This window comes from Bremerella alba (assembly GCF_013618625.1).
Classification (GTDB): Bacteria; Planctomycetota; Planctomycetia; order Pirellulales; family Pirellulaceae; genus Bremerella; species Bremerella alba.
The window spans coordinates 25,955-42,434 of the sequence record NZ_JABRWO010000018.1 but is presented as its reverse complement, the minus strand read 5'-3'; the positions used below and the strand labels follow the sequence as shown (position 1 = coordinate 42,434).

The following is a 16,480-nucleotide window of genomic DNA, read 5'->3' as shown; positions in this document are numbered from 1 at the left end:
TAAAGATATTGCCTGACCGGCTCAACGTCTTGGCGTTTATCGCTACGCTTTGTGTCGAGATTTGACAAAAATGAGATTTGCCGGCCGAATTGCTGGGGATCGTGCGATGAGCTAGGGCTGTACCGCCTCGACGTCGTCGGTCGGCTCAAGCAGGGGGCGGATGGTATCTAGCGGTAACTCAATCTGCAGAATATGTCCTTCGCGATCGACCAAAAGCGTGGTCGGATCTTGATACTGGGTGACCAGGTCTTTGAAGTGGCCGCTGCTTTCAATCGCTTTGCCGTTCACTTCGTAAACGCGATCTAACGGCCGAAGCCCTGCCAGCCTGGCAACGGAACCGTTGGTCACGTTGGTCAACATAATTGCCCCTGGCTCAGCAGGATCGTTGGTCCAAGAGATTCCGACCGGTGCCGGATTCAAATTAAGTTTCACTTCAAGTGATAACGGTTCTTGCTCACCGTCACGCTCGACCTTCAAAACAACATTCTCTGGTGCGGCTTGAACTTGAGCCAGGAAGTTTTCCACGCTTGTAAATGGGATACCTGCAAACTCGACCAGCCGATCACCAGACTGAACACCGCCGCGGCTGGCCGGACTGTCTGAGGTTGCCGAAGCAATCAGAAGCCCGGCCCCAGGCTGTTGCTGACCAGAATTCCAGCGAATACCCAGTCGCGAACGATTGACCGCCCGAGCGACCTCGAATCGTTTTCGATCTGATTCCGATTCCAAGCGAGATCGCGTACGAAACGAAGGGAAGACATCGCGATTGGCTGCTGCCCAAACCGTTTCCGCCGTCAGCCGGGCCACGGCCTGGATACCGTCGTGATTGATTAAGTGCGCATCATCCTGCGGACGGTGATATTCACCATGCAGCCCGGTGTGATACATCAGTGTGGGAATCGATCGCGAATAGAACGTGTAGTGATCGCTGTTGTCGGTCATTTCCCAACGAAAGTCGAGTTTCAAATCGCTCGCCATATTGGCTCTCGAGATTACTTGGCGAACGCCTGGAAGCGTCCGCGTTCCGTAAACCTCGACGCCTTGAGGTCGCAGCCGGCCCACCATGTCTAGGTTGAGATATAGGCGAATCCGATCCCATGCCACGGTCGGGTGCTCGACCCAGTATTTCGACCCCAAGAGCCCCTTCTCTTCACCGTCCCACAAGACGAATAAGATCGATCGCTTGGGCGTAGCCTTCATCTCGGTCAGGGCCTGAACGACTTCCAAGAGCGCTGCAGTGCCGCTGGCGTTGTCGTCTGCTCCATTGTGCACATAGCCAAACGGGCCAAAGCTATTGGATCGGTTGCCGTAACCCACGTGATCGTAGTGGGCACCCACGACAATGACATCGCCGGAGTCTGCCCCTTGTTCGCCTGGCAAGATCCCCAAAATATTTCGCGATCCACCGTGGAACAGTTGAAAGAACGAGCCACCATCGCCGGCAGGCTTCAGGCCATACTTCGAGAACAGCCCCTGAAGATAATTCCCAGCCGCACGCCCTCCCCGGCTCCCGGCTTCGCGACCTTCAAAGCTATCGTCGGCCAAGATATCGACATGCCGCTTCACGTCTTCCTTCTGGATGGTATCCATCGCCGCAGAAAGCGAAAGTTCACCAGCCAGGCTCATTTGAAAACCAGCGAACCCCAACAATATTGCGGCTGTCCCTAGGCGTAATATCATGCAGTTATCCCTATGAATCCGTCAGAAAATACCTACCAACGATGGGTGGCAAGTGGCACATTCCGAGTAAATGGGGTCATGGTTATTCCAAATTTGGCGGCTAGACCGCCTTGCGGGTCATTTTGCACCACCTATTTCAGCGTAACCATAGGCCATATTAGCAAAAAGCGAAGGAGGTCCCGTTGAGGCCCCGAGGAAAAGGGTGTAGACTTTCGCTTTCCACAGGAGAGATGGCAGAGTGGTCGAATGCGCCGGTTTGCTAAACCGGTGAACGGTGTAAAACTGTTCCACGGGTTCGAATCCCGTTCTCTCCGCTTTCGGAATAAGGCTCGCCGCAAGGTCTTCAGCTAGAAGGCTTTACGGCGAGCCTTATTTTTTGTCCCAGTCGATTGGGACAAGATTGGTACAACAACGGTCATCAAGGGAGACGGAAGTCTCACAAGCTGACTTTATTCAGAGCGAAATACCTCTCAAAACAACACGATCAGCAGTACGCCCGGTAGGCAGTCTACCGAGCCTCCGTCGTGCCGAAGTGAATTGGATCGAGCCATGCGTGCCTAGTTGGCATCGTCGAACTGATGTCGATAAAGGGCGACAATCTCTCCATCCTGGTGGCCGACCCAATCTTTGATCTTCCCCTCGGATACGCTGGCTGCCGAGCACTGACCCATGAAGTTATGGCGGAATCTGTGAAAGCGTTTGTGAATGAAGCCGATGTTCCCCTCAAGCTATTTCGAAGCTTTGTGAAGCGTGAAGAACTGGGATTAAATCCAATCAGTCGATTTCATAAATCCGCCGCCTGCGCTCCGAGAATTCTTTTCGGTGTCACAAATCCCCCCCCACTCCGAGTGAGAACCAGAAAATTCACTAAACATCCTTTCTAGGCGAGAGTATTATCGATCGCCCTGTCAAAATAACATTCCGCCAAAACATATCACTTGCAATTTCGTTGCATTTACACAACAATCGCATCCTCGTAATGCATCGCAGATACTAGGGTGTTGTAAAATGGACTCAGATTTAACGGCAAGACCTCCTGAATCGAGTTGGCGGGACTTTTTGGGCATCGTGGCATCAATTGCCTGCGCAATTCACTGTGCCGCAATGCCCTTTATTATTGGCTTTTTGCCGATGCTTGGGCTGAGCTTTCTGGCCGACGAATCGTTTCATAAGTGGATGGCCGGCGTCTGCATTTTGATCGCAGTCGCTGCTTTCATCCCTGGCTGGCGGAAACACCGTCGATGGCTGCCAGGCACACTTGCGGTTTGCGGTCTCGCTATTATCACGAGTGCAGCTTACGGACTCTCAGGCGAATGCTGCGAAGTTTGCGAAGCACCTGTCAACGGCTCAAATTTCGTGGAGTCGACCGAACCTGCGGTCGATTGTTGCACCGATGGCTGTTGCAGCAGTGAGGTGACATCGGAAGAGGAGTCTAACGACCTCATCATGACGGTCAGTGCCGCTTCGTTCGGAGGCTTTCTAACGGCATACGCCGGGCTGTGGACTCCTCTCGGAGGGCTACTGATTGTTGGTGGGCATCTCCTCAATCGCCATTTCATCTGTCGTTGCGGATGTTGTCCCTAAGACGGGACGCGCGTTCAGATTTTCACTAACGACTCAATTCCAACTGTTTTAGCTAAGAAGGAATAGATACCGTGTTGCAGCAATTATTTCGGAACAAAAAGGGTCAGGGCTTGGTCGAGTATGGCCTGCTCATCGCTGGCGTAGCATTGATCAGCGCGGCGGCTGTTTCTCTTTTCGGACACAAGACCTGCGATCTGATCGCGGCCGTTGGCGTGGTTCTCCCATGTGCCCATGGCGATGACAACGGGCCACAGGTAGCTGGAAAGCTCATCGAAACCACTTCCGGTGGAAGTGGTGCCATCGGATTGGATGCAAGCACGATCTAATCCAACAGCGGTACCGCACGACTTGGCATTAACGTCGGACTGGATAGCCCGGATGCATTTAGTGGGCTAATCGTCGAGGCGGATTAAACGTCCTCGCACACAATAGATTTCTTTGAGACTGAGAACTTAGACACCGAATGAGTCAACGACTTCCGCCCCTTCTTCCGGACTTGATTCGTAGAACGGGCAATTGAGTTCGCCCAGCGAGTTATACGACGTGGAAATAGAGAGTTGAATATTTCAGGATCTCAGCTCGAAATCGACAGCTCAGCGCCGTGCGATGAACGGCCTCGTTCCTGTTTCCAGCGCAGCTTGCCTGGTGAATATCTGGCGATGGCTTTGATGTTTCAGGCAGGCTTTGGAATCTTGGGGGGGTCGCTCGGCGCTTGGTACGCTCCGGAGGGACTGGGCGTCCTTATCGCTGGCGTTTGGATTGTGTGTCGAGCAAGGGGTGTGTTCTCGGGATGCTGGTTCTCACCTCTGGTGACCAGCGGCCTCGCATGTATCGTCTTTGCCATTTGGCAGTCTGACCTGGGAATACCACACCCAGCACTTAAATTATTTTCGCCACCGGTCTTCTTTTTGATGCTGCTTGTGATCTTGATCGCGGATGGCGTTGAATTGGCGCCTTGGCTGTACACCCGAACGGCTTCTTTTTGCGGGCGACTGAAATGGAAGCAAGTGACGCTTTGGAGTGTGTCGTTTGTATTTGTCGTCTACATGATCTTGATACCCACAAGTGAATGGCTCACAAACCTCATTTTTCCCTCCCCATCTATCCGCATGCGCGAATACATGTCGCTCGCAGAGATGGTACGACTTCGCAGCATGGAGGGAGTGAGTGCCCTTTGGTTTTTCGCACTGGGCGCAACGATTGGCAGTTTCTTAAATGTCGTGGCGTATCGACTGCCGCGTGGAGAGTCAGTCGTCTTTCAGCGTTCTCACTGCCCACAATGCCACACGCAAATCCTTGGACGTGATAACGTACCGATCTTCGGATGGGTGATGCTGGGTGGGCGGTGCCGAAACTGCCAGTCGAAGATTTCGGCCCGTTACCCAATCGTCGAACTAGTACTCTTTCAGCCTCATCCAATGGTTGCAGCCGGTTTTCTTTTATTTTCCGTATGTCCTGGTGCCCCCTACGGACCACCATTTACGGCCATTGCCAAGGTAGACACACTTGTCTCGGTCGGCCTGATGGTCGTGTAAGCAATGTCTTCGGCAATTATACCACCGCTCCTTTTGAGCATTGGATTACCGTTTCTCGCGGCCGATTGCGTTGGTCATTGTCCTTACTTCTGGAGCAATACGGACTCTCTGTTGTCGCGGCGTGTCAGGATCAGAATGTGTTTGCAAACTAAGCCTGATCTCAGCCAACACCCATGAGACAATAGTATCAAACATTGATCCCTCAGACGTAGCGATAATATTTTATTTAAAATAAAGTACTATCCAGGCTGGGTTTCTGCTCCCTTAACTACACGAGCAATGCAAATGATCTCAAGTAGTTTGCTGGTTAGATCGGTTCATTATGGCTCGTCTCGCTACCCAACATTCGGCCTACTGGCGTGATAATAAATTAGACATTCGACGCGGTTTTATTTCTAAGTACCAGTTTCAATACCTTCCTTCTCTAGAATCTCTTCCTAACGCTTTAAGCTACTTCGGAGTCCTTCAATATGTCTTTTGCTTTCCGCAGACGAGTCGCTGATCGAGGGTTTACTTTGGTCGAACTTCTGGTGGTCATAGCTATCATCGGGGTCTTGATTGCGCTGCTTCTGCCAGCCGTTCAACAGGCCCGAGAAGCGGCGAGAAGAATTCAGTGTGCCAATCATCTCAAGCAAATCGGATTGGCTCTCCACAACTATCACGACACCTTCAACGTTTTCCCCACTGCCTCGCCGGTTATGTCTGGAACCTGGGGCACAAATCACGATAGCCACAAGGGCAGCCAATACGTCAAGCTACTGCCTTTTCTTGAACAGTCTGCCCTCCACGACGTTTGCAACTTTACCGGCGATACCGTCAACGTGAGCGTTACTGCGGATGGTGAGAAAGTAAGTTCGATCATCATTTCCACAATCATTTGTCCATCCGATGACCACCCAGGACGCTGGAAGGATGGGGCAGCGCATAACGCGAGTTCTAATGGTGAAGATCGCGCGTTGACGAATTATTCGTTCAGCATGGGAAGCCAAGCCAATTCACCATGTGGTACACACAACAACTACTTCGGTAACGGCCCTGTGACCCGTTCCGACACGCTCGACCCAAACCAGATCTCAGGCGTTTTCGGTCACTGGGCTTGGTCGGCCAGAATGCGTGACATTACTGACGGCCTCACCAACACGATCGCCATGGGTGAGATTCGCCCCAAATGTGCGGCGCATACTCGCGATGGATGGATGGGTTTTAACTCGGTCTACACTGGCACCGGCGTCGCCATCAATTTCAACACATGCGAAGGTGCCCCAGGAACAGGAACCGGCTGCAATCAGCACACCGGACAATGGGGAGCTTCCCAAGGCTTCAAGTCACTCCATGCCGGTGGCGCCCAATTTGTATTATGTGACGGGTCGGTTCGATTTCTCCCCGAAACACTCGACATGGTGACCTACCAAGGTCTCGGGGATCGTCGTGATGGAAGAGTTCTCGGAGAATTTTAACTTCGCAGCAAGATGTTCTCATTCTTTGCTCGTTCCCTAAGTGAATCATCACGGAGACCGCCTGTTATGCTGCGTTTATTGTTGGGGCTTTTGCTCTGCTGCTTTGCCTGGGGTTGCTCCGGTAACTCGGACTATCCAGCCACGGCTCCCGTAAAGGGGGTCTTGTTGTACGAAGGAAAACCTCTGGCCAATGCGAGCATCTCGTTGATACCAGACAGTGGGAGACCTGCGAGCGGCACGACCAATGTCGATGGAAAGTTTGAACTGATGACATTCGCCCCAGGAGATGGAGCAATTCCAGGCGAACACCGTGTACTTGTCCAAAAGTACGCACAGCCATCGGGTGATTTATATAGTGCCACGAAGTCTGAAATTCCGATGAGATACTCGGAAATAAAGTCAACTCCGCTCCGGCAGAAAGTCCTCGCAAAGGACAACCCGGAACTTCGAATTGAATTGGAAGACTGAGATCTGCCTCGAAACGTTCTGTTTTCCAACACCGAGCAGGAAATAGTTGCCTGAGATCATACTTACCGAGTATGTTGCCAATACCCCACCTTTGAATCGATCCCTCCTAATGTTCAGTCGATCGCCGCATGCAAGGACACCATACTTTACGTGCGGCAGCACTGTTTACCTTTCCTTATGATGAACAATCGAGGCCACGGCATGGTTCGTTATTGCTTGGCATTTTATCTGGCACTGCTGACCCAAACGACCGTTTGGGGAGTCGAATTGCCGCCAGCCGCTGAAAAGCAAATCGATTTCCAGCGGGATATATTTCCTCTGCTTGAAGCCAAGTGCCACGATTGCCACGGAGAGTTTGGGCAGGAAGGCAACTTTCGCCTCGACCGTAAGTCATCTGTACTACGCGGCGGAGACTCGGGCGAACCAGGAATCGTGATCGGCAAGAGCGAGGAAAGCCATCTGATTCGACTCGTGGCGGGACTAGAAGCCGACTTGCGAATGCCACCTGACGCAGACGATGCGTTAAACGACCAAGAGATCGCCTTGCTTCGGGCCTGGATCGACCAGGACGCCCCGTGGCCTGGCCCGCATGGCGTTGTGGAAGAAGAGAAACGCACCACCGACCACTGGGCTTTTCAACCGGTTGTTCCCATTGAAGTTCCTCAAGTCGAAAGCGATTGGGCGCGAAACCCTATCGACCATTTCATCCTCGCGAAACTGAATGAGAGGGGTTTGCAGCCGAACCCGGTAGCCGATCGGCGTACTCTCGTTCGCCGACTTTCCCTCGACCTGCTGGGCCTGCCGGTCGCGCCAGATGCGATGAAATCTTATCTGCGTGACGAAGACCCGGACGCCACCGATCGAATCATTCATCAGATGCTCGAGAGTCCTTACTTTGGACAACGTTGGGCCACGCATTGGCTCGACCTGGTGCGATTCGCCGAAACGCATGGATTCGAGACCAATCGCGAACGCCCTAACGCGTGGCGATATCGAGATTACGTTGTGCGAGCGTTCAACGAAGACATGCCGTACGATCAGTTTATCCGCGAACAGATTGCCGGTGACAGCTTTGATGCCCCCATCGCCATGGGTTACCTCGTTGCTGGGCCCTACGATCAGGTAAAAAGTCCCGACGTTAACTTAACGCTCATGCAGCGACAGAATGAGCTAGACGACATAATCAACACGACCTCGACGGCGTTTCTCGGCCTGACAGTCGGTTGTGCCCGGTGCCACAATCACAAGTTCGATCCTATTCTGCAAACCGACTATTACTCGATGCAGGCTATCTTCGCCGGAGTGAATCATGGCGATATGAACTTGCCACTTTCCGAAGAAGCTCAACAGAAAGTCCAGACTCTTCGCAGCAAGGTTGCCCAATTAGAAATAGAATTATCCCCTTTCGTCGCACGAGTTGATGGAGGTCGTTTTGTCTTGATTGATGACGATCCCCAAAACGCAGGAGAGGCGGTTAAGCGTCTCTCCGAGATTGCAGGCGTCGGCTCCAACCGTAAAGGGAAGGCGCGTGGACAGGCCAACGATTCCGGCGACACAAATCAATCGCCAAATGTGAGTGGTGGAAAGTACTCGTGGTGGAAACATCAAGCCGACAAGGCTGTCTTTGCCTGGGCGCCTCAAGCAACCGGGAAGTATCGCATTTGGCTGTCGTGGGGATGTGGTTATGACACTCACTGCCAAGATGCCCAGTATGTGATTGATCGAGATGGAGATCCAAGCACGCATGGCGACTGGGAAGAAATCGCGATTGTCAATCAACAGCATTTTGCCAATGGCGAGGTTTCCTTAAAGAACGAGCCACTATGGAGCGGATTCTTTAACGCGGCGGTCGCCACGCTCGACAGCGACGATCAGATTTTGCTGGTCGGAGGCTCAACTGGATCTGCATTAACGGCGGATGTTTTGCTGCTGGAACACGTGCAAGACCTCGATGAGAAAACGTCCCCCCAGCCTATCTTTCGTGAAGCACTTGACCCTGCCGGAAATGTCGAGCGGATTGAAGCCCAAGAGGCAAAATATGTCCGCTTCGTGATAGAAGCCACCAATAGAGGAAATCCTTGCTTGGATGAGTTGGCCATTTATTCCGGCGATCAAAACGTTGGTCTGGCTGACCAGGGGGGCGTGCCGACCGCCTCAGGATCGTTAAAAGGCCACCCGATTCACAAACTGAAGCACATCAACGATGGCCGTTACTCGAATGATTTCAGCTGGATCGCCGATAGCAAAACCGGTTGGGTGCAAATCGAACTCCCCCAGACCTACATGATCGATCGCATTGAGTGGTCGCGTGACCAAGAGGGAAAGTACACCGATCGTCTGGCAACCCTTTACCGGATCGAGACTTCGCTCGACGGAATGCAGTGGCGAACGGTCGCTCATTCGTCCGACCGTTTGCCAACAGCTGCGCCCACCATGCCTGCGGAAAAGATCTATCGGTTCGACCACTTGCCCGCAGAGCAGGCTGCCGCCGGGAAGGCTTGGTTGGACGAACTTCAGCATGTACAAACGCAGCTAAAATCTGCCAGCAAACCCGATCGAGTATACTCTGGCACCTACAAGCAGCCAGGTCCGACGCATCGACTGTATCGTGGCGAGCCGTTGGAGAAACGCGAGCAAGTTCCCCCCAATGCGCCTGAGATCTTCACGAGTTTGCCGTTGGCCGCCGATAGCTCGGAAGCGGACCGACGCAAAGAACTGGCCCAGTGGATCGCATCCCCGGAAAATCCTCTGACAGCCCGTGTCATGGTAAATAGGCTTTGGCAGTTCCATTTCGGGAAGGGCCTAGTCGATACGCCTAGCGATTTTGGCGCTGCTGGAATTCCTCCGACACATCCAGGGCTATTGGACTGGCTGGCGGCCGAATTGATACGCAACGATTGGTCGTTGAAGTATATTCATCGGCTCATTTTGCAATCCGCTACTTACCAGCAGTCGAGTCGCCCCAACTCGGCAGGTTTAAAAGTGGATGGAGGGACAGAGTTTTTATGGCGTTACCCGCCACATCGATTGGAAGCAGAGCCCATACGTGACTCGATTCTGGCCGTATCTGGTGTCTTAGACCTGAGCATGGGAGGCCCTGGATTCAGCGCCTTCCAAGTCGAAGCCGAGAACGTTCGGCATTATCACCCGAAGAAGAGCTTTGGTCCGGAGGACTGGCGGCGAATGGTCTACATGACGAAAGTGCGTATGGAAAAGGATGCCGTCTTCGGCCAATTCGATTGCCCCGATGCCGCAACGTCAATTGCCAAGCGAACGCGGTCGACCACACCTCTGCAGGCGCTGAACTTGTTTAATAGTCCCTTTCTGCTTCAGCAGGCCGAATTGTTCGCGCAACGGCTTAAAAATGAGGCCGCCCAACCAGAGGCTCAAATCGCTCTGGCGATAGAGCTATGCTACGGACGACCGCCGACGCAGCAAGAGCAAGATACAAGCCATGAATTTATCCAACAGCAAGGACTGACCGCATTTTGCCGGGCCTTGCTCAATAGCAACGAATTCCTGTTTATCCAATAGCCCAGCACGAGATGGCCATGAAACCGCACAAAAATAACCATCAGGCTGCGAATCTGCCGCAGGGGCTCCACATGTTGGATCGCCGCAAGTTCCTTAGTAGTACGGCAACTGGTATGGGCAGCATCGCGTTGTCCTTGATGCTAGCCCAAGATAAACTGCTGGGGGAAAGTTCGGGGGATGCCCGCTCCGTAGGAGGAAAGTCGGCGATCCGTCCGCAGATCGATGCAGGCCACCCCTTCGCCGCGCGGCCCGCACACATGCCTGCCGCTGCCAAGAATGTGATTGTCATTTTTTGCAGCGGAGCATGCAGCCACCTCGATACGTTCGACTACAAGCCGGAACTTCTCAAACGGCACGGGCAACCGATGCCGGGAGCTGACAAACTAGTCACCTTTCAGGGGCAACAAGGCAACCTTACGAAAAGCCCCTGGAAGTTTCGCCCATGCGGCCAGTCGGGCAAAATGATTTCCGACCTGGTGCCCCACTTGGGCGAGATGGCCGATGACATTTGCTTTCTACATTCCATTACCGGTAAAACGAACACGCACGGCCCGGGCGAGAACTATATGTCCACCGGGTTTACGCTCGATGGGTATCCCAGCATGGGCGCCTGGGCGACTTATGCATTGGGAAGTGAGAATCAAAACTTGCCGGCCTATGTCGCAATCCCTGATCCGCGGGGTACTCCACAAGCCTCGGTGAATAACTGGGGGCCTGGTTTTCTGCCTGCCGCCTATCAAGGCACCGACTTTAATGCCAACAATCCGATTCGCAATTTAAAGCGTCCTGCCGGTATCAATGCAAAGACCGACACAGCCACACGCAACTTCCTTAATGACTTAAATCAGCGTCATCTCGAGCAGTTTCCCGGCGATACCGAATTGGCCGCGCGCATTTCAAGCTACGAGTTGGCCGCGCGCATGCAGATGACGGTACCGGAAGTGAGTGACCTTTCGACTGAGTCGGCAGAAACGCTTAAGATGTACGGTGCCGATGACGCGCAGAACACATTGAAAGCCGCCTACGCACGAAACTGCATTCTGGCCAGGAGGCTCGTCGAGCAAGGCGTGCGATTCGTACAGCTTTTCAATGGTGCTTACCAGACAGGCGGCGAAGGAGTGAGCAACTGGGATGGACACAAGTCACTTGAATCGCAGTACAGTGTCCATGGCCCGGTCCTCGATCAGCCGACGGCCGCGTTACTGAAAGACATGAAACAGCGTGGGCTACTCGAGGATACGTTGGTCGTCTGGTGTACAGAATTCGGACGCATGCCGACGTTCCAGCTTGGCGCCAGCGGTCGAGATCACAATCCCGATGGCTTCACATGCTGGCTGGCCGGGGCGGGCGTGAAAGCCCCCTTCACCTTTGGAGCGACCGACGAGTTTGGCCACAAGGCTCTGGAGAACGTCGTCGACGTGCATGATTTCCATGCCACGATCCTGCATCTGCTGGGACTCGACCACGAGCGGTTGACGTATTATTACAACGGACTCGAACGTCGCCTGACCGATGTGCACGGGAATGTCATTCAAGAGATCCTCGCCTAAGCCAATGCAAGTGGCGTCACCCCCTCTCTTACCCGCAGCACATGCCGATCAACTACGAAACCATTGACCTGCCACCCAGTGAATGCTTTCGTATTCTGCGCTGGAATGCCGATGTGAATCAGGTCGAGACGCTCGATGCGAAAATCGGCCAATTCAGGCCTATGCAAGGAACCGGCGGCCAATGGCATTGGCACTACGAGGTTGAAATTACCTTGGTGGAATCGGGCAATGGGGTCCGTGTTGTTGGGAATGAAACCAAGGAGATCGCCGGCGATTCTGATTTAGTCGTGTTAGGCCGGGGGCTTCCTCATTCCTGGGACTTCCATGGCCCTTCTTCCGGCGTGTGTGTCCAGTTCAGTGATACGCGAATCATGAATTCATTGACGGACCTCGGTCGAACCGAGATGGTCAAGCTAGTCGAGCGAGCTGCCAATGGCATCGAAATTCCCGCCCGATTCTGTGAAGCATCGATACGCATTTTACGGGGCCTTGCCGCCAATATCCCCACCAATCACTTGGAAACGCATGGTCAGCTCATTCAATTGCTGGGAACACTAGCAAGTATTCATACGCAACAAGCCCGTCAGATTTCCACTATCCGCTTCGACAATCATCAAAGCATCGTGAACTACGTCGAGATGCAGAAGACAGTCAACTGGATCATGGAACACTACGACACCGATATCCAGTTACAGGAAGTGCTCGACTTAGTTCAAATGAGCAAGGCCACCTTCAGCCGACACTTTCCTAAATGCACCGGCGTTAGTTTCAGCCAATTTGTGAACCAAGTGCGTATCTCGAATGCGTCGCGACTCTTACAGACAACTCTTGAACCGATTAGTGTGATCGCATACCGCACTGGCTTCTCGAATCTCTCAAACTTTAACCGCATATTCTTGAAGCTGAAGGGAGTCTCGCCGTCAACCTATCGACAACTAGAAAAAGCACGACACAAGGCACTTCCCCCAACCAAGAGCGATTCCATTCGATAAATTTGTTTTTACCGAATCAATGTCTGTACAAAGTGACTGGCAATAAGATTCCATGCAATGGTTAACAAGCTACGATGTTCGAGGGTCAGTTAAATGGAACTCCGGCCCTCTTGCAGCAACACAAGCGGACGAGTCTTCCCGATCGAATAGGCTGGCCAGGCAGCGCTGAGCGTTGCAAGAAGGACCAGCCCGATAAGCCCCATTGCGATGGCGTCCCACGGGATCACAAGATCTGGATGCATACCACCAAAAAAGCTCATGTACTGCGCGATACCGCATCCGCACCAGCCACACATTACGCCAAAACTGACACTTAATAGACCTGCCGATATGCCGATCAAAAGACCTTCGGCCAACACAGTACGGATAATGGTCGAGCTGGTGATTCCGATGGCTCTTAAGACACCAAATTCCCAGCGGCGTGCACGAACTGACGCGAGGAAAACATTGAGAACACCCAAAGTAGCGATTAGCGACGCGATAAGCGGGACCTGGCTTACCAACCAAATCCAGCGTCGAGCTGCTCCTCGCGTTCTTTCCCTGATTTGATTGACTGGGATAATTTGCACGTCAGCTTCTTCCCGATTGTTCTCGCCGGTGTCCTTCATCTCTTTACTTTTTGCGTAAAGCTGACTTGCCTGCTCTTGAATCTTTTGGGGGTCGGCGTCCAACGACGTGAAATCGAACCAGAGGTGGGACGCTTGCGAAAGGTCAAAGTCTTCCGCTACCGGTTCATAGTTGGCAAAAACCAGTGCGGCGGCGCGATGTGTACGTGTGCGGAAGCCTGTCAGCTTGGTCTGCCAATGCCAACCTGGCAGCTTGACGGCGCCTGCGATTTCATAAGAGACAACCTTCTCAGCGTTCTCTGGCGGCACTAATGTGAAGTAGTCGCCGAGATTCAGTCCCGTCTCCCGCAGAAAGTGATCAGGGACGATGCAACCTCTTCCGGAGGCCAGTTTGCCAATTGCTTCTTCGGGCGTACCTTCCACCCACTCGAACTTTAGAAATGGATCGCTTCCCGAGAAGGCTCTCTTCGCATCGATGCCGACAAGGACAATATTATCCTGACGGATGACCGAAGCACGCTCTGCACTGTTGGTCAGATCTTCACTAAGGCGGGGTTGCTCGACGACAATTGGAAAACTTCGCTCTGGATCTATTCCTGGCACAATCGCGACAGCACTCGTTTCTGAGGGAAGAAGACTGCCAGAATTGAATTGCAGAAGCGCATCGGGGGTCCATGGTCCCGGGATGAACCCTTCCAGCATCGTGTATCCCCAAACCTGAATTCCGATAAAAAGCCCAACGCCGACTGCCAGAGAAATTGAAGCCCCAACCGTTCGCCACAAATGGTTAGTTATCTGCGAAGCCAGCAGCTTACGATCGATTTTCATCACGCGGGCCAGCCCAGGGCTGAGCGACCGATCAACTCCAACAACTATCGCGGGAGCAATCAAAACAAAGCCGATTGTCATACAGACGAACCCAACAGTCATCATTACTGGGATTTCGGCCTCGAAGGGTGGAGGAACGAGGAAAGTCAAAACTGGATTCACGGCTATTAAACCGAGCCCAACCATGAGCCCGACTCGCGAAAACGATTTTTGTCCAGAAACTTCCACGAAGGGAGCCATCGCGTCGATGGGTTTTACACGCATTGCCCTGTACGCAGGTATCAGCGATGCGAGTACAGCCCCGCCTAGCGTCGCCGCCATTGCGAGCAAGATGCTGTAGCGTCCCAGCATCACGCCATGATCGAGCATTTGCGAAGCCGCACTAGATACAATTAATAGGACGCCCCAACTGATCGCAAGGCCGGTTAGTAAGCCAAGGCCGCCGAGGAAAAGACCTTCTAATACAATCAACTGGGCGATCTGAAAGCGTGTAAAAGAAAGGGACCGAAGAATCGCGTATTGGCGGATACGTTCGTTGACTCCCATGCTCAGCGTGCATAGCACGACCAGCAACGCAACCAACATGGAAATACCCGTCGCGGCAAAGGACTGAAGCCGAACATTTGCCGCGGCTGAACTCTGGTCTAATGCCTCTTCCACTTCAAACGCTTGCTGGAACTGGACAGGCGTCTCGTACGAGGCAAGCTGCGGTGCCCAACCGAAACGAAACTTGTTGATATTGGTTTCTTCCTTCAGCGAAATGGCAATCAGGCTAATCTTAAAGGGTTTCGACAGCACCCGTTCTGCAGCAGCACTGGTTATAAAGATCTCGCCTTTGCTGGGAGCGAGAATTGTCAGAGCCGAATCCCCTGCCCCTTTCAGCTTAGGCGCATTGAGAATTCCAATCACCTGCAACTGATGATCTTGATCATCCTGCTTCAGCGTCAGCCTATCGCCAACATCAATCGCCATCCTTTCTGCCGTCTCCGTTCGGACTACCGCTTGCGGTACATTCACTGCTTCCGTAGACAGCCAATCGCCTCGAAGCATCTCGAATGGTGCTTCCGAGGCGTCGGTGATCAGCAACAACGTACCCGGCAAACTACCAGGAGGTCTGGCATTCGGACCTCCGTCAAATCCCTTTGGCGGACCATCTTCATCAGAGCCTCTGCCGCGATGAACGGATCGGCTCGCGGATCTGGGCGGGAGTACTTCCGCACGATAAACCCACATCGGATCAGCAATTGTCACACGGGTATCTGACTTCAGGTCCTCGAGCACTTCCGGTGGGACGAACGCTTCTTCTTTCAGGCCAATAGGCGCAATGGCCAACTCGTAGCGTCCCATGGATAGATTGGCATAATCGTCGAACGTTTTTTCTAACGCGTCGTAGCCACTTGCGATCCAGATAACCAGGCATGTCGCGGCCGCTGTAGCCACGATGGCGAGCATCACGCGAACTGGAGACTCCCATAAAAACGCCCAGGCCAGGGGTAACACCTTCTGCATCAAACGGACTCCATCGGACGACGCAACAAACCTTGGTACTGAATGGCCACCTTCTGCGGGTCACGAGAGCCGTCAGGATTGAATTCGTCGACGTTCCTCCCGTCCCGCATTACGACTACCCGATCCGCCCACATAGCAACATTCGGCTCGTGAGTAACCGCGATAATGGTACGCCCATGGTCCCTTGCCAACTCCTGCAGCAGTTGGCAAATATGCTGTCCTGCGTCATAGTCGAGGCTTCCCGTTGGTTCGTCCGCCAGAACAATTGCCGGATCACAGATCAAAGCTCTGGCGATGGCAACGCGTTGTTGCTCTCCGCCTGATAATGCGCCAGGCTTATGAAGTCTCCTGCCTTGGAGGTTAAGCCGCTGAAGTAGCTGAACGACACGCTCGGCAAGATCGCTACCGGCAGGAGCAGGCAGTCGAATGTTCTCTTCCGCGCTCAAACTTGGAATCAGGTTAAAAGCCTGGAATACCAGCCCAATTTCTTTTCCGCGAAATTTAGTCAATTGAACATCGCTGAGCGGAGAAAGATCCTGACCATTGACAAGCACTTTCCCTTCGTCCACATCGGTCAAACCCGCCATGGCGTGCAGTAAGGTGCTCTTACCTGATCCGGAAGCACCCATGATGACCATGAACTCGCCTGCACGAACCGTTAGGTCGACACCGCTCAACGCAGTGACGACTGTCTGGGCACGCCTAAATTTCTTAACGACTCTCTCAACCACCAACGGTGGAGACGTCTGAGAAGAGAAATTCATCAGAGTACTTTCC

General features: G+C 53.1%; 11 protein-coding genes and 1 tRNA gene. 9 read left to right on the top strand and 3 right to left on the bottom strand.

The window, feature by feature from the left end:
• Nucleotides 1-111: 111 nt before the first annotated feature.
• Nucleotides 112-1,680 carry a M20/M25/M40 family metallo-hydrolase gene (locus HOV93_RS23805; protein ID WP_207399058.1) on the bottom strand — a complete coding sequence of 523 codons (1,569 nt, stop codon included), beginning with the start codon at nucleotides 1,678-1,680 and terminating at the stop codon, nucleotides 112-114.
• Nucleotides 1,681-1,904: 224 nt separating this feature from the next.
• Here HOV93_RS23805 and HOV93_RS23800 point away from each other — a divergent pair.
• The 9 genes from HOV93_RS23800 to HOV93_RS23760 all read left to right on the top strand — a co-directional run bounded on the left by HOV93_RS23800 (nucleotide 1,905) and on the right by HOV93_RS23760 (nucleotide 12,800).
• Nucleotides 1,905-1,994, top strand: a tRNA-Ser gene (locus HOV93_RS23800).
• A 694-nt stretch (nucleotides 1,995-2,688) separates the two neighbouring features.
• Complete coding sequence (locus HOV93_RS23795) at nucleotides 2,689-3,264, top strand: MerC domain-containing protein (protein ID WP_207399057.1); 576 nt, start codon at nucleotides 2,689-2,691, stop codon at nucleotides 3,262-3,264.
• A gap of 71 nt (nucleotides 3,265-3,335) precedes the next feature.
• On the top strand, nucleotides 3,336-3,590 hold the full coding sequence (locus HOV93_RS23790) for a Flp family type IVb pilin (protein WP_315853463.1): 255 nt from the start codon (nucleotides 3,336-3,338) through the stop codon (nucleotides 3,588-3,590).
• Nucleotides 3,591-3,923: 333 nt separating this feature from the next.
• Nucleotides 3,924-4,799, top strand: a complete 876-nt coding sequence (locus HOV93_RS26055; protein WP_235990889.1) for a prepilin peptidase — start codon at nucleotides 3,924-3,926, stop codon at nucleotides 4,797-4,799.
• 470 nt (nucleotides 4,800-5,269) lie between these two features.
• Nucleotides 5,270-6,256 (top strand): DUF1559 domain-containing protein, encoded by a 987-nt coding sequence (locus HOV93_RS23780; RefSeq protein ID WP_207399080.1) that lies wholly within the window; start codon nucleotides 5,270-5,272, stop codon nucleotides 6,254-6,256.
• A gap of 66 nt (nucleotides 6,257-6,322) precedes the next feature.
• On the top strand, nucleotides 6,323-6,724 hold the full coding sequence (locus HOV93_RS23775; protein ID WP_207399056.1) for a hypothetical protein: 402 nt from the start codon (nucleotides 6,323-6,325) through the stop codon (nucleotides 6,722-6,724).
• A 201-nt stretch (nucleotides 6,725-6,925) separates the two neighbouring features.
• The gene (locus HOV93_RS23770) at nucleotides 6,926-10,258 is read left to right on the top strand and encodes a DUF1553 domain-containing protein (RefSeq protein ID WP_207399055.1); all 3,333 of its coding nucleotides are present in this window, start codon (nucleotides 6,926-6,928) and stop codon (nucleotides 10,256-10,258) included.
• 17 nt (nucleotides 10,259-10,275) lie between these two features.
• Nucleotides 10,276-11,808, top strand: coding sequence for a DUF1501 domain-containing protein (locus HOV93_RS23765; RefSeq protein ID WP_390814354.1), 1,533 nt, complete (start codon nucleotides 10,276-10,278; stop codon nucleotides 11,806-11,808).
• 41 nt (nucleotides 11,809-11,849) lie between these two features.
• Nucleotides 11,850-12,800: an AraC family transcriptional regulator gene (locus HOV93_RS23760; RefSeq protein WP_207399054.1), complete on the top strand. Its 951-nt coding sequence runs from the start codon at nucleotides 11,850-11,852 to the stop codon at nucleotides 12,798-12,800.
• Nucleotides 12,801-12,889: 89 nt separating this feature from the next.
• On the opposite strand, the gene HOV93_RS23755 is transcribed toward HOV93_RS23760, so the two are convergent.
• Both HOV93_RS23755 and HOV93_RS23750 read right to left on the bottom strand, forming a co-directional pair.
• Nucleotides 12,890-15,703 carry an ABC transporter permease gene (locus tag HOV93_RS23755; RefSeq protein WP_207399053.1) on the bottom strand — a complete coding sequence of 938 codons (2,814 nt, stop codon included), beginning with the start codon at nucleotides 15,701-15,703 and terminating at the stop codon, nucleotides 12,890-12,892.
• Nucleotides 15,703-16,467, bottom strand: a complete 765-nt coding sequence (locus HOV93_RS23750; protein WP_207399052.1) for an ABC transporter ATP-binding protein — start codon at nucleotides 16,465-16,467, stop codon at nucleotides 15,703-15,705. The genes HOV93_RS23755 and HOV93_RS23750 overlap by 1 nt, the downstream gene beginning before the upstream one ends.
• Nucleotides 16,468-16,480 lie beyond the last annotated feature (13 nt).